This is a genomic window from Betaproteobacteria bacterium (genome assembly GCA_009377585.1).
GTDB lineage: Bacteria > Pseudomonadota > Gammaproteobacteria > Burkholderiales > WYBJ01 > WYBJ01.
The window spans coordinates 13011-33417 of the sequence record WHTS01000033.1; the positions used below are offsets into that span (position 1 = coordinate 13011).

Sequence of the window (20407 nt, forward strand, 5' to 3'; positions counted from 1 at the left end):
GGGTGGTGTGGCTTCCCCTCCTCTCTCACGAGGCGGGGTGGCGCGAAGCGCCAGGGTGGTGTCTTTCCCCTCCTCTCACGAGGAGGGGTGTCACGAAGTGACGGGGTGGTGTCTTTCCCCTCCTCTCACGAGGAGGGGTGTCACGAAGTGACGGGGTGGTGTGGTTTTCCTCGCGTCATGCCACCTGGGTATCGACCACCAGATTGCCCTTGTGGTCGCGCGCGAGCCCGGTCCCTTGCGCTTCCTGCAGCACCCCGGGATACCACTGCACCTTGCCACAATCCGGACCGCCGATCAGCGTGAGCAGCGTTCCTTTGCCCTCGCCCACGTAGCGAAAGCCGCGATACACCCCGACCGGCACGTGCACGGTGTCGAACGGCTGCAGCACGATTTCGCGCTCGCCTTCGTCGGTCATGAAGGTCACCACCCACGGCCCGATCAGCGGCATGAAGACTTCCTCGGTGGTATGCGCGTGCAGCTTGGTGCCGTTGCCCGGCTCGCACTGGATCATGCCGAGATTGAAGCCGTGCGCGGGCAGCGGAATGTTCGGCCGCAAATCCGGCAAATCCGTACGCTCGACCACACCGTTGCCAATGATGTTGATCTTGTTGCGGCGCGAGCCCGGCAAGCGGCTGTCGACGAACGCCTCCTCGGAGCCTTTCAGATCGCGAAAGCGGGCGATGTACTGATTCATCTCCCCGATGCTGATGTTGCGCGTTTCGATATCCGCCATGGCGCACCTCCGGGCACGAAAACACCGATGCTCGTTCGGCCCGGGCCGCTTGTCAACGCGTGCCACTTGTGAACGCGTGCCGCTTGTGAACGCGTGCCACTTGTGAAGGCGTGCCGCTTGTCAACGCGGCCAAGCGATCTTGCGGTAGACTTGTCCGGCGAGAATCGACGGGAGGAGAGAACATGCCGGGACAAAATCTGCACGCCCTGCCGGCAATCGCGCCGACAGAGGAAACGGCCCTGCGCCCGACCGAGCGCTTCGACTATTCGGCCATCGTCGATCGGCCGAAGCTGAAGCTGCCGCGCGGCGCGCGCATGATCGTATGGCCGGTGCTCAACATCGAGGAATGGAGCATCGAGCGGCCGGTGCCGCGCGGGCTGTCGGTGCCGCCGGGCGGGCAAGCCGTGATTCCCGACATCCAGAACTGGGGCTGGCACGAGTACGGCATGCGGGTAGGCATCTGGCGACTGATCGAGTCGTTGCGCCGTCATCGCATCAAGCCCACGGTGTCGATCAACGCCAAGGTGTGCGAAACGCGCCCGCGCATTGCCGCCGCGCTGCGCGACGAAGGCTACGAATTCATGGCGCATACCTACGAACAGATCCCGATCCACAAGATCGAAGACCAGCCCGCCATGATCCGCCACACCAAGGAGGTGCTCACGCGCTTCCTGGGCAAGCCGCCGAGCGGCTGGCTCGGTCCCGGCCGCGGCCAGACCTGGGCCACGCTCGATCACGTCGCCGCCGCCGGCTTCAGCTGGTTCGGCGACTGGGTGATGGACGATCAGCCGTTCTGGGCGCGGACCGCATCCGGTCCGATTCTCTCGGTGCCCTATTCGGCCGAGCTGAACGACATCACCATCATGATCACCGGGCTGCACGAGTCCGATGCGATGCTGAAGCGCGTCAAGGACGCGTTCAACGCCCTGTACAAGGAATCGGCCAAGAGCACGCGCATCCTCGCCTTCGGCGTGCATCCGTATGTCTCGGGCGCGGCGCACCGCATCAAGTATTTCGACGCCATGCTCGCGTCCTTGCGCAAGCACAAGGACGTGCTGTTCTGGAACGGCGGCCAGATCCACGAGTGGTTCGCGGCGCAGGTTCAGGCGTGAGCTTACCGGGCGAGGGGCGGTCGTCGTTCGCTTACCGGGCGAGGGGCGGCGACATGAGCTTCCCGGGCGAGGGGCCCCACGCAGTGGGGATCGACCGCAAAGCGAATCGCCGCCTGGGCGCTAGAGCCTCGGCGGTTCATTCGCATCGACCGTTCGGAGGCGCCGGCGTGACGCGGCAGACGCGCACGCATGGCTGACGGCACGGTGCGCCTGCCGTCCGCGCCTGCGCGGGCGCGGACGTTCGCCGGATTGCGCACGCTCAAGTCGCCGCAAGGATGGCTGCCGGCGCTCGCCGTCGCGATCGGCGTTGTCCTGATCGCGAGCCCGTTTCTCGCCACCGTGGTGCGCAGCCTCCTCGTCGGCGAGGATGGCAGCCTTGCGGCGGGGCTGGGCAACTTCATCGGCATGTTCGGCAACAAGCGCTTCTGGGAAGCGCTTGGCATGACGGCGATCATGGGAACCGGGGCGACGCTGCTCGCCTGCCTGTTCGGCCTCGGGCTCGCCTGGATCGTCGCCCGCACCGATCTGCCCGGGCGCAACTGGTTCGATACGCTCAACCTGATTCCGTTCTTCCTGTCGCCGTTCGTCGGTGCGGTCAGCTGGACCTATCTCGCGGCGCCGAACGTGGGATTGCTCAACCAGTTGCTGGCGGCATTGGGCTTGCCTGCCGACATGCTCAACATCTATTCGGTCGGCGGCGTAATCTGGGTGCTGGCGCTTTTCTATACGCCCTACGTCTATCTTTTCATCATCAGCCCCATGCGGCGCATGGACCCGGCGCTGGAGGATGCGGCGCGGGCGCACGGCGCAGGCTTCTGGTTGACGCTGCGCCACGTCACCGCGCCGCTCATGATGCCGGCATTGCTCTCGGGGGCGCTGGTGGTGTTCGTCACCAGCGCGGGCCTGTTCGACGTGCCGCTCGCCCTCGCCTCGCCGCACGGTATTCGCACCATTCCGACCACGGTGTTTCAGTTGGTGCAATACCCGTCGGACTACGGGCTCGCCTCGGCCATTGGCGTGATGGTGATGGCGGTCACGGTACTGATCACGCTGATGCAGCGCAACTACCTCTCGCGGCGCAGCTTCGCGACGGTGACGGGCAAGGGATACCGGCCGCGCACCGTTCAGCTCGGCCGCTGGAAGATGGCCGCGCTCGCGCTGGAGCTCGTCTATATCGGCGGTGGCGTCGTGGCGCCGATGGCGGCGCTCGTCATGGTGGCGCTGTCGCCGCTATGGACGGGGAAACCCGAGCCAGCGAGCTTTACGCTCGCCAATTTCGAGTTCGTGCTGTTCAATCACGACATGGCCCGGCGCGCCATGATGAACAGCCTCATCGTCGCCACGCTCGGTGCGACGGTAGGCGTGCTCGTCGGTACACTGCAGTCGTATTATTTGCAACGCGGCCGCAGCCGCCTGCGCACGATCATGGACGCATTCCTGTCGCTGCCGATCGGCATCCCGGGCATCATCCTGGGGCTCGGCTTCCTGATCCTTGCGCTGCGCACGCCGCTCTACAGCACCTTATGGATCATACTCATCGCCTACATCGCCCGCTTCCTGCCGTTCGCGACTCGCGGCATCTCGGCCATGCTGGTCTCGCTCAGCACCGACCTGGAGGAGAGCGCGCGCGCCGGCGGCGCCACCTGGCTGCAGACGATGCGCATGATCGTGCTTCCGCTCATCTGGCCGGCGATCCTGGCGGCGTGGCTCATGCTCTTCGTCATCTTCATCCGCGAGCTGGGAGCGACGATTCTGCTCTACGCCCAGGGCACCGAGACCATCAGTGTGGCCATGGTGATCATGGGCGAGATGAATTTCGGCTACGTCGCAGCGCTCGCGGTCATCCAGGCGCTGCTGCTGTTCGTTGCCTTCGTGCTGTTCCGCCTCACCCGCAGCTCCCTGCTGGAAAACTAGCCGCGCCATGAACCAGATCGCAGAGCCACTTTCAGAACCACTTTCCACCCCGCCGCTCACCGCCGTGCAGCAGCACTTCGTTCGCGTCGAAGCCTTGCGCAAGTCCTTCGGCGCCATGGAAGCGCTCAAGGGCGTCGGGTTCGACGTCGAACAGGGGAGCACCGTGTCGTTGCTGGGACCGAGCGGCTGCGGCAAGACCACGGTGCTGCGCTCGATCGCCGGGCTCGAAACGCCGGATGCCGGCCGCATCCGCATCGGCGAAGAGATCGTCTACGACAGCGATCAGGGGCTGAACCGCCCGCCCGAGCGGCGCCAGATCGGGATGGTGTTCCAGTCGTACGCCGTCTGGCCACACATGAGCGTGGCGCAAAACGTCGGCTTCCCGCTCAAGATTCGGCGCGTGGCCGCGGCCGAGGTTGCCGAGCGGGTCGGCAAGGCGCTCGACCTGGTGGGGTTGCACGGCCTGGGCGAGCGGCCCGCGACCAACCTGAGCGGCGGCCAGCAGCAGCGCGTGGCGCTCGCCCGCGCGATCGTGCACGAACCGCGGCTGGTGCTGTTCGACGAGCCGCTGTCGAATCTCGACGCGCGCCTGCGCCACCAGATGCGCACGGAGCTGAAGCTGCTGCAGGACAGGCTCGGCTTCACTGCGATCTACGTCACCCACGATCAGGAAGAGGCGCTGGCGCTTTCCACCAAGGTGATCGTGATGAACCACGGCGTGGTGGAAGCGATGGCGGCGCCGCGCGAGCTGTTCGCGCAGCCCGCGACGCCGTTCGTCGCCCACTTCCTGGGCTTCGACAACATCCTGGATGGCAGCGTCGAAGCGGCAGCGCCACGAGGCGCGGACGGCGCCATGAGCGTCGAGGTCGCGCTCGCCAACGGCTGCCGGCTGCGCTGCCCCTGGCGCCGCGCCGAGGCCGCCGCGGCCGGGATGCCTGTCAGCGTCGCGTTCCGCAGCGAGCGCGTCGCGATCGCGCCCGCGCAAGCCGCGACGTTGCCGGAGAATACGTTTCGCGGCACGGTCGCCGCCAGCGTCTATCTCGGCCTCAACGTCGATTATCTGGTCGAGGCGGGCAATCTCACGCTGCGCGTGCTCGCGCCCGGCGAGTTCCCGATCGCAACCGGCGTCGAGGTGGCAGTCAACGTGCGCGCGCAAGACTGTATCGTCTATCCGCGCGCTAGAGCGTGATTCATCGACCGCAAACGTTTCAGCACACACGTTCATGACGAGGAGAAAGAGCATGTCGAAATTGGCCGCAATCCTGGGGCTCGCCGCAACCCTTGTGCTTACGTCGGCGCCGCTGGCGACCTACGGCGCCGACGACCCGCCAGCCGTGAAGGCGGCGGCGGCCGGCGCTCAGGACGCGTTGCGCAAGACGATCGCGCAAGCGGCTAAGGAAGGCGAGATCAGCTACTGGGACGCCGTCATACAGCCGTCGACCAACAACGCGCTGGCCGAGGGCTTCCGCAAATACTACGGCCTGCCGTCGAGCTTCAAGGTGAATTACAGCCTGTCGGCGACCGGCGCGCTGGTGACACGGGTCGACCAGGAATTCGGCGCCGGGCGCGTGACCATCGACGTGGTCGGCATCGCGTCTCTGCCCTGGGTGCACGAAAAGGTGCGCGCCGGTCACGTGATGAAGTACGACTCGCCCCAGTACCCGGCATACAAGGCGGCGATGGAAAAAGGCCTCGGGCTCGACGGCTACTTCGCCTTCAACGGCGCGTACCTGTTCGTGCCGATGTGGAGCAGCGACAAGCTCGACTTCAAGAGCAGCTCGTACAAGGACGTGCTGGGCGCCGTGCAACCGGGCCGGCTGACGATCGGCGATGCCAGCAAGTCGGTGACGTATCTGGCCACCTACATGGCGCATCGCGACGTGCTGGGAATCGACTTCTTCAAGGAGCTCGCCGCGATGAAGCCGGTGCTCGCGCTGCGCTCCGAGCTGATCGCCAGCCAGCTCGTGACCGGCCAGTACCAGCTCACCTGGTCCGGCATGCCGACCCGCGCCTATCAGTTCAACCAGAAAGGCGGCAAGCTCAAGTTCATCCTGCCGAAGGAAGGTGTGGTGCTGCTGCCGCAGGCGCAGTTCATCACCGCCAAGGCGCCGCATCCGAACGCAGCCAAGCTCTGGCTGGACTTCGTGCTTTCGGAGGAGGGCCAGAAGATCGTCGTCAACGGCGAGGCGCTCATCTCCGGGCGCAGCGGCTTCAAGAGCCCGCTGCCCGAATACGCGCCGCCGATCGACAGCCTGAACGTCATCAAAATGGACTGGGCCAAGATTTCGACTGCGGACATGAGCAAGGCGCGGGCCGAATGGGTCGGCATGTTCAACCCATGAGCGCGAAACGGCCCCAACGCGCTTCCTGGTCCCAACCGGAAGCGGCGCCATGAGCTTACCGGGCGAGGGGGGTCGTTGCGAGCTTACCGGGCGAGGGGGGTCGTTGCGAGCTTACCGGGCGAGGGGCCCCGCTTGCGGGGATCGACCGCAAAGCGAGCAACGCCGGCCACCGACGGCTTGGCGGTTCATCTGCCGCTACGGTTCGGAGGTCGCCCCGCTTGCGGGGATCGACCGCAAAGCGAGCAACGCCGGCCACCGACGGCTTGGCGGTTCATCTGCCGCTACGGTTCGGAGGTTGCCCCGCGCAGTGGGGATCGACCGCAAAGCGAAGGGCGCTAAGCCGCTAGAGGCTTGGCGATGGATCTGCCTGGACGGGTCGGAGGCGGCATGAGCACCGCAAGCCGGACGGCGCTGGTGACCGGCGCTGCGCAAGGTCTGGGGTCTGCGATCGCGCTGCGCCTGGCGCGCGAAGGCTACGATGTCGCCGTGTCCGATCCGACTGCGGAAAAGCTGCTGACCACCGTGCACGCCATCGAGGCGCTCGGCCGGCGCGCGCACACGGTCGAGCTCGAACTGCGCGACCAGGCGAGCATCGAGCGCGCGTTCGCCCAAGTCGTGCAGGCGTTCGGCACGCTGGACGTGCTGGTGAACAACGCCGGAATCACGCTACGCCGCAGCGCCCTGGAGGTCTCGCGCGAGGAATGGAACGACGTGATCGCCGTCATGCTGAGCGGCACGTTCTTCATGAGCCAGCAGATGGGCCGGTACCTGGTCGCGGCCGGACGACCCGGCGCGATCGTGAGCCTCGCATCCACCCACGGGCTGGTCGGGCTCGCCGAGCGCTCGACCTACGGCATCGCCAAGGGCGGCATCATCCAGATGACCCGCATGCTCGCGATCGAATGGGCTGCACACGGCATTCGGGTGAACGCGATTGCGCCCGGAACGGTGGAGACGCCTTCGCGCAAGGCACACTTCGATGCCGACCCGGCGGCGCGCCCACGCATGCTGGCGCGCATTCCGAGCGGCCGCTTCGGCCTGCCGGAAGAGGTGGCCGCGGCGGTCGCGTACCTGGCGAGCCCCGATGCGGCGTACGTGACCGGGCAGACGCTGGTGATCGATGGCGGGTTGACTGCGGCCTGACGGTGTCTCCCTCACTTGCAGTGCGCGCATCGGCATGCAGGCCGATGCCGTTCGGTCGGCGCGGACCGCCTCGACCAGCTTGGCGAAGGCTCAACGATCGGTGCTCCGGCGGTTGGCGTCGACTCGCTTTGCGGTCGATCCCCACAAGTGGGGCCCCTCGCCCGGTAAGCTCGCGCCGCTATGGTCCGCGAATTCCCGCCCTCACCCCTCACCCCCCAGCCCCTCTCCCGGAGGGAGAGGGGAGCGTGTCTTACCTCTCGCCTGGCAGAAGGAAGTTTGTCTTCCCTCTCCCTCCGGGAGAGGGACCGAGGGTGAGGGTGAGCAATCGACCATGCATGCCTCGCGCGCGGGGCGCGGCGCTTGCTGACGAAACGGCACTGCTACAACTCTTCGTGCGATGCGTATAGGCCTCATCTCGGACACGCACAACCTCTTGCGCGAAGAAGCGCGTCATGCGCTCGCCGGCGTCGATCGGATACTGCACGCCGGCGACATCTGTACACGCGTCGTTCTCGACCAGCTCGAGGCCATCGCGCCGTTGAGCGCGGTTCGAGGCAATAACGACCACGGCCCGTGGGCGGACGCGCTGTCGGAGACCGCGGTCGTGCCGGTGGCAGGCGTGCGGATCCTGATCGTGCACGACCTCGCGACGCTCGCGATCGATCCGCAAGCCGAGGGGTTCGACGTGGTCGTCAGCGGGCATTCGCATCGGCCGCGCGTGGAACAGCGCGGGGCAGTGCTCTACGTGAATCCCGGTAGCGCCGGCCCGCGCCGCTTCCGCTTGCCCGTCTCGGTGGGCTTTCTGGATATCGGTGCAGGCCGCATCGACGCGCAGCTCGAGGAGCTGCGCGTGGCCTGAGCAGAAGGAAGCTACGCGACGCGGGCAATCCGCTGGAGAGCCTCGCCCGAGCCGGCGCCGAGGACCATCTCGGCAATCGCCAGCGCGTGCTCGAGTGTGACGCCGTTGCGGTCCCGCCGCGGGTTGTACTCCGCGATCTCGAAGCCGCGCAGGCGCGAATCGCCAGCGACCAGCGCGAGCGCTTCGATCAGCTCCTGCGCGCGCATGCCACCCGGCGCCGGCGTGCCCACGCCGGGCGCGTCGCGCGGATCGATTACATCGAGATCGAGCGTGATGCCGTAACCGGCCGGCGCGCCACCAACGATCGCAACCGCTTCCGCCAGCGCATCGGCCACGCCGCGGCGCGTGATCTCTTCCATGCCGATTACGCGCACGCCGATGCGATCGAGCAGCGCCCGTTCTTCGGGCTCGTAGCTGCGGGCGCCGAGCACGCACACGTGCTGCGGCAGTACCTTGGCGCCCGGCACCAGGCAATCGGTGAAGGCAGCATCGCCGTGGCCGAGCAGGGCGGCGAGCGGCATGCCGTAGATCAGCCCGGTATGCGAAGTCTGCGGCGTGTGACTGTCGAGGTGAGCATCGACCCAGAGCAGGCCGAGGGTTCCGCGCCCGCGGTTCGCCGCCGCAACACCGCTCCAGGTGCCGACCGCGCACGAGTGGTCGCCGCCGATCACGAGCGGGAACGCGCCATTGCCGATCGCATCGCTCACCGCTTGCGCCAACCGAGGCCCGAGCCGCGACATCGCCGCGGTGGGCTGGGCTGCGTGGCCGCGAGCCGGCTGCAATATTGCGCCCCAGCGCGCATCCAGTCCGCCTGCCTGCAGACGCTCGGCCAGCCCGGCCGCACGCAGGCTGTTCACCGCGCCCGCTGCGCCGGCATCGCGCCCGCCCACGCCGCTGCGCACACCGATGATCTCGACGCGAGTACGCGTCCGGTTCTGCTGTCGTTCCTGCGTCATTGCACTGTCTCCATGCACTCGCCGGCTTGTGGCCGGTGGCGTCACGCCCAAGAATGAGAAAGGGCCACCGTTTGGGCAGCCCCCGAAACCGTGAACGTCGCCACTCGCTCCCTGATGAGCACTCGGCGCGATCCATCGGATCAATTCACGCGCAAATTAGAGACCTCCCTCACCCCACAGTTCCCCCCACGCTCGATTTATTTGTGAGACGCCCGAGTAGCTTGCCGTGCAGGCCGCCGAAGCCGCCGTTGCTCATCACCAGCACCGAATCGCCGGCGTGCGTCTCGGCGGCGATTGCCTCGATCAGCGCATCGAGCTCGTCGATCACCACGGCCTTGTCTCCGAGCCCCGCCAGCGCCGAGCGCACATCCCAGCCATTGCCGCCGCCGAAGCAGAACACGCGATCCGCGCCGGCGAGACTGTCGCCCAACGCATCGTGCCACACCCCGAGCTTCATCGTGTTCGAGCGCGGCTCGAGCACCGCGATGATCCGTCGCCGGCCGATCTTGCCGCGCAAGCCGGCGATAGTGGTTTCGATCGCGCTCGGGTGATGCGCGAAGTCGTCGTACACGGCGACGCCGCACGCTTCGCCGATCCGCTCCAGGCGGCGCTTGACGTTGCGAAAACCCGCCAGTGCCTCGATCGACACGTGCGCAGCGACGCCGAAGTGCCCTGCCGCCACCATGGCCGCCAAGGCGTTGAGCTGATTGTGTCGGCCGAGCAGATCCCATGCCAGCGTCCCGATGCGCCGGCCCGCGTGGAAAATGTCGCAGCCGCCCCGCTCGTCGGGCGCGCCCGCTTGCCAGCCATCGTCAGCTCCGAAATATTCCACTGGCGTATAGCAGCCGCGCTCGAGCACGCGCGCGAGGTTCGCGTCGGCGCCGTTCACGGCGATCAGCCCCGAGCGCGGCAGCATGCGCACGAGGTGGTGGAACTGGGTCTCGATCGCCGCCAGGTCGGGAAAGATGTCGGCGTGGTCGAACTCCAGGTTGTTGAGGACTGCGACCCGGGGGCGGTAGTGCACGAACTTGGAGCGCTTGTCGAAGAAGGCGGTGTCGTACTCGTCGGCCTCGATCACGAACGGCGCATCGCGCCCGCCCAAGCGTGCCGACACGGTGAAGTTCAGCGGTGCGCCGCCGATGAGAAAGCCGGGCTCCAGGCCCGCACATTCGAGAATCCAGGCCGCCATCGCGGTCGTCGTCGTCTTGCCGTGGGTGCCGGCAATGGCGACGACCTGACGCGTGAAGAGGATGTTCTCGGCGAGCCATTGCGGGCCCGACGTGTACGGCAGGCCCCGATCGAGGATTGCTTCCATGAGCGGATTGCCGCGCGTGACCACGTTGCCGACCACGTAGACGTCGGCGCCGAGCGCGAGCTGCTCCGAACCGTAGCCTACGATGAGCTCGATGCCCTGGGCAACGAGCTGGGTGCTCATGGGCGGATAGACATTGGCATCGCAGCCGGTGACGCGATGGCCGGCCTCGCGCGCGATGGCTGCGATGCCGCCCATGAACGTCCCGCAGATGCCGAGGATGTGCAGGTGCATGCTGGCGGCGGAGTGTACCGCCATCCCGCATCAACGGGAATCCGGTGGAGATTTTCCGCGGTCCCGACCGCGCGAACTGGGTGTAGGATTGATCGCCCGGATTTTCAGGGCGGCATGCCGCCGCGCCCGGCTGGCCATTGCGCAGAACGGCGGCGGAAAGATAAGCCAAGAGGAGGAACACCATGTTGGCTCGGCATGGAGTACGGCGGCAGGCGCTGCTCGCCGCTGCGATGGCTGTCGTCCTCGTTGCACCGGCATTCGCCCAGAACTATCCGACTCGGCCCGTTCGCGTCATCGTCCCCTACCCGCCCGGCGGCGGTACCGACATCCTGGCCCGCCCGATCATGGCCAATGTGTCCGAGCGCATCGGCCAGCAGGTCCTGGTCGACAATCGTGGCGGCGCGACCGGCATGCTCGGCACCGACCTGGTCGCCAAGGCCGCGCCCGACGGCTACACGGTGCTGCTCTCCGCCTCGCCCGAGCTGGTGCTGAACCAGCACGTGTTCAAGAAAATGGCCTACGACGTGCTGCGCGATCTGCGCCCGGTGACTCAGGTCGCGACCACGCCGACCATCATCGTGTCGATCCCGTCGTTCCCGGGCAGGACGGTAAAGGAGGTGATCGCGCTCGGACGCCGGCATCCCGGCTCGCTCACCTACGGCACCACCGGCGTCGGCAGTCCGCATCACCTGGTGGGCGAGCTGCTACGCCTGCGCGGCAAGGTGGATCTGATACATGTCCCGTACAAGGGCGGCGGACCGCAAGTCGCCGACACCCTCGGCGGCCACGTCATCATTTCGATCTTCACGCTGCCGGTGGTGACGGCGCACGTGCAGAGCGGGCGGCTGCGCGGCATCGCGGTATGCACGTCGAAGCGCTCGCCCGCCGTGCCCGATGTGCCGACGATGGAAGAGTCGGGCTTCCCGGGGATCGACATCAGTCAGTGGTTCGCGGTGTCGGTCCCGCGCGGCACGCCGGACGAGGTGGTGAAAACGCTCTATACGGCGGTGAGCGAAGCGTTGCGGGCGCCCGCCATCCGCAAGCGCCAGCTCGAACAAGGCTACGAGCCGATCGGCAGCCCGCCCGAAGTCTATGCGCAATACCTCAAGCGGGAGATCGACAAGTACGGCAAGCTCATCAAGGACACCGGGATCTTGATGAACTGAGGATCAATTGTCCTCGTCGAAGAACGCGAGCGTGCGGATCTCGATGCTCCGGCGCGGCAACGCATCCGCCGGCGCCAGCGGATTCTCGAACGAGGTGTGCGGAACGAAGCGGGCGCGGCCGTCCTGCTTCGAATCGAACACTTTGAACACCAGTGCTTCGTCGCGGCGCATGTCGGGAAAGTAGTGCCACTGGTGCGCCGGGTTGTAGCTCAGGCGGTAGGTCTGGCCGACCCGGCCCGGATAACGTCGCTCGCTCACGTGCAGATCTTCGGCGGCGACCGTGCGCGCATCCGCGATCGTCAGCGGATTCTTTACGATCGGATGCGCGATGGAGCGCCAAGCCTGGATGATGGCGAAACGGCGCGCGAGCAAGGTCTCCGCCTCCTCGGGCAGAAGATCACGCACCCGCTGCGGCCCCGACCATTCGGTGTAGTCGTTGTGCGCCGACAGCACCGGCTCGCGAATGAGGCGTGATTCCCGCTCCTGCTCGTCGCCCGAGCGCAAGGTGTGATCGAACAGCAACACGCGCACCGCGCCCGAGACCCGCTTCACCAGCTCGACTGCCTCGGCATAGTAGACGCGCTTCAGCTCCTCGGGATCGAAGAAATCGCGCATTTGCGTCGCATGGTCCACCAGGACGAAGCCCTGGCGATCCAGGCTCAAGCTCGCCCGCAGCGGCCGCGCGTTGCGGATCGGCATCATCTTGCTTTCGTAGCTGCCGGTCGTGTGCCGCCGGATGTTGTTGGGCCCGAAGGTCTCGTTGACCAGCTTTTCGCCCGTATCGAGTGCGTAGCTGATGGGCGCGGTGACGACGTCCGGATCGGCGACGGCTGCGATATCGTTCATGGCACTCTCCCGACAGTTGGCACGGCATTCCCGATGTTACGCCCGCCGGCGCTTGCGCAGCCAGGCGAACAATCCGACCATGAGCGGAAAAACGAGGAAAGCGACGAAGACATAGAGGAAGGTACGTTCGCCGAAGTCCGGCACGTCCTTCAAAACGCTGCCGGCCAGGGCGCCCGGCGTCATCAGCAGCGGCAGCCACACGATCGCCGAGGCGACGTTGGCGACCTGGAAACGCCCCTGCGGCATCGCCATCATGCCGGCCACGAGCGGAACGACCGCGCGCAAAGGGCCGAAGAAACGTCCCAGGCAGATGCTCAACACGCCCCAGCGCAGAAAAAAGCGATGACCGCATTCGATCAGGCCGGGGTCTTTGCGGAAGGGCCACAGCCGCGGCACCCCGCGGCCGAAGTAGCGTCCGATCCAGTAGGAGACCGCGTCGCCCAGGCAGGCGCCGAGTATCCCCCAAGGCAGGATCAGCCACGGATCGAGCGTGCCGGCGCCGATCAACGTGCCCGAGGCGACGATCATCGCGGTGAACGGCACCAACAGCGAGAAGAACGCGAGCGATTCGGCAAAGGCGAGCGCGAATACCGCCGGCCCCGCCCAGCGACCGTTGGCGGCGATGAACGCCGTTGCGTCCGCGACCCACTGCTCCAAATCCTGCTCCTTGTCTCCGGCGGGTCAGCCGGGGTCCGATAATAAACTGGAACAATCATGCCACGCCGCTGCAGGAACCCAGCGGCATGCACAGTAGAATGCCAACCTTTGTTCGCTCACCCACCGCCTGAACGGAGATTCTGCATGCTGCCTGCCACGATGACCGCAATAACAATCGCCCAAGCCGGCGGCCCGGAAATGCTTAGACCCGGGGCCCGTCCGGTGCCGCGGCCGGCAGCCGGCGAAGTCCTGATCAAGGTTGCCTATGCCGGCATCAACCGGCACGACTGCAGCCAGCGCAAGCGCGGTTTCGGACCGAAAAGCGCGACCGACATCCCTGGCCTGGAAGTGGCGGGCGAGGTCGTCGAGGTCGGCCCCGGCAACACCCGCTGGAAGCCGGGCGATCGCGTCTGCGCCCTGGTCAACGGCGGCGGCTACGCGCAATACTGCATCGCGCTCGAGCCGCTCGTGCTGCCGATTCCCGCTGGCTACGATTTGAAGCAGGCGGCGTGCCTGCCCGAGGCCATGTTCACGGCCTGGTTCAACGTCTTCACGCTGGGGCACCTTGCGAAGGGCGAGTGGCTGCTGGTGCACGGTGGCTCCAGTGGCGTCGGCACGACCGCGATCCAGCTCGGGCGGCTGGAAGGTGCGAATGTGATCGCCACGGCGGGCTCGGCAGCGAAGTGCGATGCGTGCCTCAAGCTCGGCGCGCAGCACGCGATCAACTACAAGGATGCCGATTTCGTCGCCGAGGTGAAGCGCATTACCGGCGGCCGCGGCGTCGACGTGATCCTCGACATGGTAGGCGGCGCCTATGCCAAGCGCAACGTCGAATCGCTCGCGACGGACGGGCGCCTGGTGCACATCTCCACCGGCGGGCCGGTAGAATTCTGCGTGTCGTTGAGCGACGTCGCGGCGAAGCGTGCCGTCGTCACCGCATCGCGCATGCGCCCGCTGGAGCTCGACAAGAAGCGTGCGGTCGTGGATGAGCTGATGGCGCGCGTCTGGCCGCATCTGGGCGGCCGCATCGACCCGGTGATCGACAGCGTTTTTTCGCTCGAGCAGGCAGCATCCAGCCACGCCCGCATGGAATCGAGCGCGCACATCGGCAAGATCCTGCTCGAGGTGAGCGCCTGAAATCCAGCGTTTCGTCATATGGACGACGCCGAACGGCCCGCGCACCGGAACGCCCACGCGGCGGCAGCGGCCGAGCCACGGCCAGACGGGTACAATGAATTTCTGCTCGACATTCCTTGAGGGGGTTCTATGACGATCAAAGGCAAGGCGTACATCGTGGGCGCTTACGAGCATCCCACGCGCAAGGCGCCGGAAAAATCGGTGGCGCAGCTGCACGCCGAATGCGCCAAGGGCGCGATCGAGGACGCGGGCCTGACCAAGGACGACATCGACGGCTACTTCTGTGCCGGCGACGCGCCCGGCATGGGCGGCATCAGCATGGCGAACTACATGGGTCTCAGGTTGAAGCACATCGATTCGACCGACACCGGCGGTTCGTCCTACCTGGTGCACGTCGGCCATGCGTGCGAAGCCATCGCCAGCGGCAAGTGCAACGTCGCCCTCATCACGCTTTCCGGCCGGCCGCGCTCGGAGGGCTCGTCCGGCACCCAGGTCCGCAGCCGCGGCACCGGCGTGCCCGAAGAGCCGTTCGAGATTCCCTATGGCCCGGTGACGGTCAACTTGTACGCCATGGCGGCGATGCGGCACATGTATCAGTACGGCACGACCGCCGAGCAACTCGCCTGGGTGAAGGTGGCCGCCTCGCATCATGCGCAACACAATCCGAACGCGATGCTGCGCGAGGTGGTGACGGTGAAGGACGTGCTGGAGTCGCCGATGGTGGCCGACCCCCTGCACCGGCTCGATTGCTGCGTCGTGAGCGACGGCGGCGGCGCTCTGATCGTCGCCCGGCCCGAGATCGCAAAGAAGCTGAAGCGGCCGCTGGTGAAGATTCTCGGAACGGCCGAGGCGCCCAAGCATACGATGGGCGGCAAGCTCGACCTGACCTATTCCGGCGCGGCCTGGTCCGGACCGCGTGCGTTCGAAGAAGCCGGCGTCAAGCATTCCGACGTCAAGTACGCCTCGATCTACGACAGCTTCACCATTACGGTCGTGATGCAGATCGAGGATCTGGGCTTCTGCAAGAAGGGCGAAGGCGGCAAGTTCGTCGCCGACGGCAATCTCATCTCGGGCAGCGGCAAGTTCCCGTTCAATACCGACGGCGGCGGGCTGTGCAACAACCACCCGGCCAATCGCGGCGGCATGACCAAGGTCATCGAGGCCGTGCGGCAATTGCGCGGCGAGGCGCATCCCGCCGTGCAGGTGAAGAACTGCGACATTGCGCTCGCGCACGGCACCGGCGGCTCGCTCGGACACCGGCACGGCAGTGCCACGGTCATCATGGAAAGGGAGTAGGACGATGGCAACCCCATATCAGGACAGGAAGCTGCCGGACCCCATGCTCAACGTCGGCGACGAGCGCTATTTCGAGGCGGCCGGGCAAGGCAAGCTGCTGCTCAAGAAGTGCAACGACTGCAAGGAAGTGCACCACTTCCCGCGCGCCATCTGCCCCTTCTGCTTCAGCACCAAGCTCGACTGGGTGGAAGCGAAAGGCACCGGCACGATCTACAGCTACAGCGTGACGCGCCGGGCCGGCCCGATTCCCTATTGCATCGCGTATGTGACGCTGGACGAAGGCATCAGCGTCCTGACCAACATCGTCGATTGTGATCTGGACACGGTCAAGATCGGGCAGAAGGTGAAGCTCACCTTCAAGAAGACCGAAAACGGAACTTCGATGCCGATGTTTGTATTAGCGTGAGGCGCTGGACGGCAGAGGTACAGGGGGAAGAGTGAAGGCGCTGCGGGCGTTCTCCTTTCACTCTTCACTTCTTCACTCTTCACGCACTCAATACATCACCAACCCGCCGTTGGCATAAAGCAGCTGACCGGTGATGTAACTCGCCCCCGGTCCACAGAGAAACCGGACCGTATCCGCGACCTCGCGCGGATCGCCCAACCGGGCCATGGGAATTCCCTTCGCGTCGCCGCGTACCGTGCGCCCGGCCGCCCGCGTGGTGTCCATCCGGCCGGGCGAGACGCAATTAACGCGTATGTTCTGCTCGGCGAATTCCCGCGCGAGCGCGCGCGTCAGACCTAGCATCCCGTGTTTTGCGACCGAACCGTGCACGCGCCGGCTGGCTCCGGACAGTGCCTGCGTGCCGCCGAGCGTCACGATGCTGCCGCCGCCGGCCTCGAGCATCGAGGGCAGGCACGCCTGTGCGAGATGAAACGAGCCATCGAGCGAGATCGCCATGATGCTGCGCCACTCCTCGGCGCTGATCTCGAGAAACGGCGTTTCCTTGCGCACCGAAGCGTTCAGCACCAGGATGTCGACCTTGCCGAAGCGTTCGATCACGCCGTCCACCATCCGCTTCACCGCGTCCGGGTCGGCAATGTCGGCCATGAAGACTTCCGCCTGACCGCCGTTTTCCCGTATTTCGGCGACGACACGGTCGGCATCCTCGCGCGACTTGCGCGTGTTCACCGCCACTGCCGCGCCGGCTTGCGCGAGTGCAAGCGAGGTTGCCGCTCCGATATTGCGTGCGCCGCCCGTGACCAGCGCCACCTTGCCTGCCAGCTCGTTGCCCGGATTGATGCTGCCCATCGATGTCGTTGCCGCCATGTTGCCGCTCCTTGCCTCGGAATCGAACGACGCAGCATAGCCGATTCGGGCAGGTGCCGGCAGTTCTTGCACTCGCGGCGTCGCCGCGCCGGCCGCTGGACTTGGGACATGCTTTTGACGTAGACCAACGGCCTTGCGTTGCAGCGCGAGCGTTGCGCATCGCGGATGCCGAAATCGGCGACAATAAGTGGTTCCGGTAATCGAGTCGCAGATGCTGATTCGAGCTGCCTGCCTCGCGGCCGTTGTACTGCTCTGCGCCTGCACGGACGGCGCGACGCGCATCGCCTACGATATCGAGTCGGGCGTCGAGGCGTTTCGGCGCTCGGACGCCGCCACGTACACCATCCGCCACGTTCCCGAGCGGCTATTCGACGGCTGCGGCGAGGCGTACACGGTGCAGTTGAGCGCGAACTCGTCGCTGGTCATCTGGTGCAAGAAATCCGGCAGCGGTGAAGTGACATCGAGCCACGCGACCACGTACCATCTGCGCTTCGTCAAGGTTCCGAAAACGTTCAAGCTGGACAAGGCCGCCGGCGAAGCGACGATCATCGACCTGGCGAAGGCTGACGGAACCATCGTCGTGACCAGCGTTCGATAGGGGTCTGAATACCGTAGCCATGCCCGCAGCCAGAATCACACTTCGCCCGGCCACTCTCGCCGACGTTGCCTTGCTGCGGCACTGGGACGAGCAGCCGCACGTGCTGGCCTCGGACCCGAACGACGATTGGCAATGGGAAGTCGAGCTCGGCCGCTCGCCGGACTGGCGCCAGCAGCTGATCGCGGAGCTGGACGGACGGCCGATCGGCTTCGTGCAGATCATCGACCCGCAGCGCGAAGAGACCCACTACTGGGGCGACGCGCCGGCGAGGTTGCGCGCGATCGACATCTGGATCGGCGAGCACGACGATCTGGGCAAGGGCTACGGCAGCCGCATCATGGCGCTCACGCTCGAGCGCTGCTTCGCCGATTCCGCGGTAATCGCGGTGCTGATCGACCCGCTCGCGAGCAATATCGGCGCGCACCGCTTTTACGAACGGCTCGGCTTCCACTTCCTCGAGCGCCGCCGCTTCGGCGCCGCCGAGTGCTTCGTCTACCGGCTCAACCGCGCGAACTACCGGCCGTAGGCCGTAACGAGAGCCGGCCGTGCTGGCACGGTCGTTCACCGCGATGGCGTCGCCAGCGGCGCCTTGCCCGGGCGGCTGGTTCGTGGCCCCCAAAGCGGGCCGGCACGCGCGCTGTAAAGCACACCGACAAGGGAACGTGCTACAACCGTCCATTCATGACGGCAAAATGCGGAACCGAGAATGACAGCTTCCAACGATGCCGGCTGGAATCCGGTTTTCGGCTTCCTTGCCTGGCTGGTCACCGTGGCGCTGGCCGCCGGTCTCGCCGCCATCGCTTCGGCCGACGCACCCGAGCTCTATGCCAGGCTGGTGAAGCCCGAATGGGCGCCGCCCGCGTCGATCTTCGGCCCGGCCTGGATGGTGCTCTACTTCCTCATGGCCATGGCGGCCTGGCTCGTATGGCGCGATCGGGGCTTCGCACGCGCACCGCTCGCGCTTGGTCTATTCCTGGTCCAGCTCGTGGCTAACGCACTTTGGAGCTGGCTTTTCTTCGCATGGCGGCAGGGCCTTCTCGCTCTCGTCGACATCGTGGTCCTGGCTGCGCTGATCGTCGTCACGATCGCAGCCTTCTGGCGCATCCGGCCGCTCGCCGGCGCACTGCTCCTCCCCTACCTCGCCTGGGTCGTCTATGCGGCCGTGCTCAATTACCGCGTGTGGCAGCTCAATCCGGACCTGCTCCCTTGACCCTGTCGGTGTGATCGAACGGGCCCGCGCGGCGCCCCGCTATTGAGCTTCGGCGCGCGGGCTGCGAACATCGGCGGAACTTCGAATGCGACAGGAGCAGCTTCGATGAGCGCTTACCAGAGCGAGGTCCGGGACGGCATGCGCATCGACTGGGACGTGCCGATCGCGATGGACGACGGCCTGGTGCTGCGTGCCGATGTTTTTCGCCCGATTGCCGAGGGCCGCTATCCGGCGATCGTGAGCTACGGGCCCTACGGCAAGGGGCTCGCGTTCCAGGACGGCTACAAGACCGCCTGGGAAATCATGTGCCGCGAGAACCCGGACGCCGTCAGCGGCACGAGCAACCAATACCAGAACTGGGAAGTGGTCGATCCCGAGAAGTGGGTGGCCGACGGCTATGCGATCGTGCGCGTCGACTCGCGCGGCGCGGGGCGCTCGCCTGGCTTCCTCGCGCACAACAACGCGCGCGAAAACCGCGATTTCGCCGATTGCATCGAATGGGCCGCGGCGCAAACCTGGTGCAGCGGCAAGGTGGGGCTCAACGGTATCTCGTACTATGCGTCGAGCCAGTGGCGCGCAGCCGCGATGCAGCCGCCGCATCTGGCCGCGATCTGCGTCTGGGAGGGCTGGGTCGACAACTACCGCGATTCGACCCATCACGGCGGCATCGTGTGCGTGTTCCGCAAGAACTGGCAGGACATGCAGGTGAAGACCGTGCAGCACGGGGTGGGCAGCCGCGGCGCGAAAAGCCGCCTCACGGGCGAGCTCGTATGCGGACCGGAGACGCTGCCGGAGGAAACACTCGAGCGCAATCGCGAGGACATGTGGGCGGACATCCTGGCGCAACCGCTCGATGGTCCGTACTACCGCAGCCGCAGCGGCGATCTGTCGAAAGTGAACGTCCCGCTGCTGTCATGCGCAAACTGGGGCGGCCAGGGGCTGCACCCGCGCGGCAACTTCGAGGGCTTCATGCGTGCAACCTCCGCGCAGAAGTGGCTCGAGGTCCACGGCGGCTCGCACTGGGCGCCGTTCTATACCGACTATGGCGTGGCGCTGCAAAAGCGCTTCTTCGATCATTTCCTGAAAGGCGAGCACAACGGCTGGAACGAGCAGCCCAAGGTGCTGCTCAACGTCCGCCATCCCGGCGAGAAGTTCGTCCAACGCACCGAAAACGAATGGCCGCTCGCGCGCACGCGTTGGACACGGTTCTATCTCGACCCGGACGGCATGCGGCTTACCGCCCAGCCGCCGAGCAGCCGCAAGACTCTCAGCTACGAGCCGCTCGCCGCCGGGCTCACGTTCCACTCCGAGCCGCTGGCCGAGCCGACCGAGATCACCGGGCCCTCGGCTCTCAAGCTCTTCGCCTCGTCGGCCACGACCGATGCCGACTTCTTCATCGTCCTGCGGGTGTTCGATCCGGACGGCAAGGAACTGGTCTTCCAGGGTGCGCTCGATCCGCATACGCCGATCGGCCAGGGCTGGCTGCGGGCCTCGCACCGTAAGCTCGACCCGAAGCTCACCCTGCCCTATCGGCCGTATCACACGCACGACGAACTGCAGCCGCTCACGCCCGGAGAACTTGTCGAGCTGGACATCGAGGTCTGGCCGACGAGCATCGTCGT

The 20407-nt window shown here is 66.3% G+C and carries 20 protein-coding genes; 14 read left to right on the forward strand and 6 right to left on the reverse strand.

The annotated features are described in order from the left end of the window. Positions 1–175: 175 nt before the first annotated feature. Positions 176–733, reverse strand: a complete 558-nt coding sequence (locus tag GEV05_12715; protein ID MPZ44242.1) for a hypothetical protein — start codon at positions 731–733, stop codon at positions 176–178. A 182-nt stretch (positions 734–915) separates the two neighbouring features. Between GEV05_12715 and GEV05_12720 the strand changes: the two genes are divergently transcribed. The 6 genes from GEV05_12720 (at position 916) to GEV05_12745 (ending at position 8103) form a co-directional block, all read left to right on the forward strand. Further along, positions 916–1845 carry a polysaccharide deacetylase family protein gene (locus GEV05_12720; protein MPZ44243.1) on the forward strand — a complete coding sequence of 310 codons (930 nt, stop codon included), beginning with the start codon at positions 916–918 and terminating at the stop codon, positions 1843–1845. 189 nt (positions 1846–2034) lie between these two features. Further along, positions 2035–3759 carry an ABC transporter permease subunit gene (locus GEV05_12725; GenBank protein MPZ44244.1) on the forward strand — a complete coding sequence of 575 codons (1725 nt, stop codon included), beginning with the start codon at positions 2035–2037 and terminating at the stop codon, positions 3757–3759. 7 nt (positions 3760–3766) lie between these two features. Next, positions 3767–4948 carry an ATP-binding cassette domain-containing protein gene (locus GEV05_12730; GenBank protein ID MPZ44245.1) on the forward strand — a complete coding sequence of 394 codons (1182 nt, stop codon included), beginning with the start codon at positions 3767–3769 and terminating at the stop codon, positions 4946–4948. Between the two features lie 34 nt (positions 4949–4982). Then, positions 4983–6101 (forward strand): extracellular solute-binding protein, encoded by a 1119-nt coding sequence (locus tag GEV05_12735; protein ID MPZ44246.1) that lies wholly within the window; start codon positions 4983–4985, stop codon positions 6099–6101. A 357-nt stretch (positions 6102–6458) separates the two neighbouring features. Beyond that, positions 6459–7244, forward strand: a complete 786-nt coding sequence (locus tag GEV05_12740) for an SDR family oxidoreductase (protein MPZ44247.1) — start codon at positions 6459–6461, stop codon at positions 7242–7244. A 397-nt stretch (positions 7245–7641) separates the two neighbouring features. Next, positions 7642–8103 (forward strand): YfcE family phosphodiesterase, encoded by a 462-nt coding sequence (locus GEV05_12745; GenBank protein MPZ44248.1) that lies wholly within the window; start codon positions 7642–7644, stop codon positions 8101–8103. An 11-nt stretch (positions 8104–8114) separates the two neighbouring features. On the opposite strand, the gene GEV05_12750 is transcribed toward GEV05_12745, so the two are convergent. Next, positions 8115–9059: an arginase gene (locus GEV05_12750; protein ID MPZ44249.1), complete on the reverse strand. Its 945-nt coding sequence runs from the start codon at positions 9057–9059 to the stop codon at positions 8115–8117. A 169-nt stretch (positions 9060–9228) separates the two neighbouring features. Beyond that, entirely contained in the window at positions 9229–10605 is a 1377-nt protein-coding gene (mpl, locus tag GEV05_12755; protein MPZ44250.1) for a UDP-N-acetylmuramate:L-alanyl-gamma-D-glutamyl-meso-diaminopimelate ligase, read from the reverse strand. Positions 10606–10787: 182 nt separating this feature from the next. Between mpl and GEV05_12760 the strand changes: the two genes are divergently transcribed. Beyond that, on the forward strand, positions 10788–11771 hold the full coding sequence (locus GEV05_12760) for a tripartite tricarboxylate transporter substrate binding protein (GenBank protein ID MPZ44251.1): 984 nt from the start codon (positions 10788–10790) through the stop codon (positions 11769–11771). A 3-nt stretch (positions 11772–11774) separates the two neighbouring features. On the opposite strand, the gene GEV05_12765 is transcribed toward GEV05_12760, so the two are convergent. Both GEV05_12765 and GEV05_12770 read right to left on the reverse strand, forming a co-directional pair. Then, entirely contained in the window at positions 11775–12617 is an 843-nt protein-coding gene (locus GEV05_12765; GenBank protein ID MPZ44252.1) for a methyltransferase, read from the reverse strand. Between the two features lie 36 nt (positions 12618–12653). Then, positions 12654–13274 carry a hypothetical protein gene (locus tag GEV05_12770; GenBank protein ID MPZ44253.1) on the reverse strand — a complete coding sequence of 207 codons (621 nt, stop codon included), beginning with the start codon at positions 13272–13274 and terminating at the stop codon, positions 12654–12656. A 144-nt stretch (positions 13275–13418) separates the two neighbouring features. Here GEV05_12770 and GEV05_12775 point away from each other — a divergent pair, with 144 nt between their 5' ends. From GEV05_12775 to GEV05_12785, 3 genes are all read left to right on the forward strand, one after another. Beyond that, a complete protein-coding gene (locus tag GEV05_12775) occupies positions 13419–14411 on the forward strand; it encodes a zinc-binding dehydrogenase (protein ID MPZ44254.1) in 993 nt (330 codons plus the stop codon). Between the two features lie 129 nt (positions 14412–14540). Further along, complete coding sequence (locus GEV05_12780; protein MPZ44255.1) at positions 14541–15707, forward strand: thiolase domain-containing protein; 1167 nt, start codon at positions 14541–14543, stop codon at positions 15705–15707. 4 nt (positions 15708–15711) lie between these two features. Then, positions 15712–16113: a DNA-binding protein gene (locus tag GEV05_12785; protein ID MPZ44256.1), complete on the forward strand. Its 402-nt coding sequence runs from the start codon at positions 15712–15714 to the stop codon at positions 16111–16113. 87 nt (positions 16114–16200) lie between these two features. Here GEV05_12785 and GEV05_12790 read toward each other — a convergent pair whose 3' ends face one another. Next, the gene (locus tag GEV05_12790; GenBank protein ID MPZ44257.1) at positions 16201–17259 is read right to left on the reverse strand and encodes an SDR family oxidoreductase; all 1059 of its coding nucleotides are present in this window, start codon (positions 17257–17259) and stop codon (positions 16201–16203) included. Here GEV05_12790 and GEV05_12795 point away from each other — a divergent pair. The 4 genes from GEV05_12795 to GEV05_12810 all read left to right on the forward strand — a co-directional run. Beyond that, positions 17189–17575, forward strand: a complete 387-nt coding sequence (locus tag GEV05_12795) for a hypothetical protein (GenBank protein MPZ44258.1) — start codon at positions 17189–17191, stop codon at positions 17573–17575. The two genes, GEV05_12790 and GEV05_12795, sit on opposite strands and share 71 nt — an antisense overlap. A 19-nt stretch (positions 17576–17594) precedes the next feature. Then, positions 17595–18101 carry a GNAT family N-acetyltransferase gene (locus GEV05_12800; protein MPZ44259.1) on the forward strand — a complete coding sequence of 169 codons (507 nt, stop codon included), beginning with the start codon at positions 17595–17597 and terminating at the stop codon, positions 18099–18101. Positions 18102–18281: 180 nt separating this feature from the next. Further along, the gene (locus GEV05_12805; protein ID MPZ44260.1) at positions 18282–18785 is read left to right on the forward strand and encodes a tryptophan-rich sensory protein; all 504 of its coding nucleotides are present in this window, start codon (positions 18282–18284) and stop codon (positions 18783–18785) included. A gap of 105 nt (positions 18786–18890) precedes the next feature. After that, positions 18891–20407: CocE/NonD family hydrolase (locus GEV05_12810; GenBank protein ID MPZ44261.1), on the forward strand; the 1517-nt coding region annotated here is incomplete at its 3' end.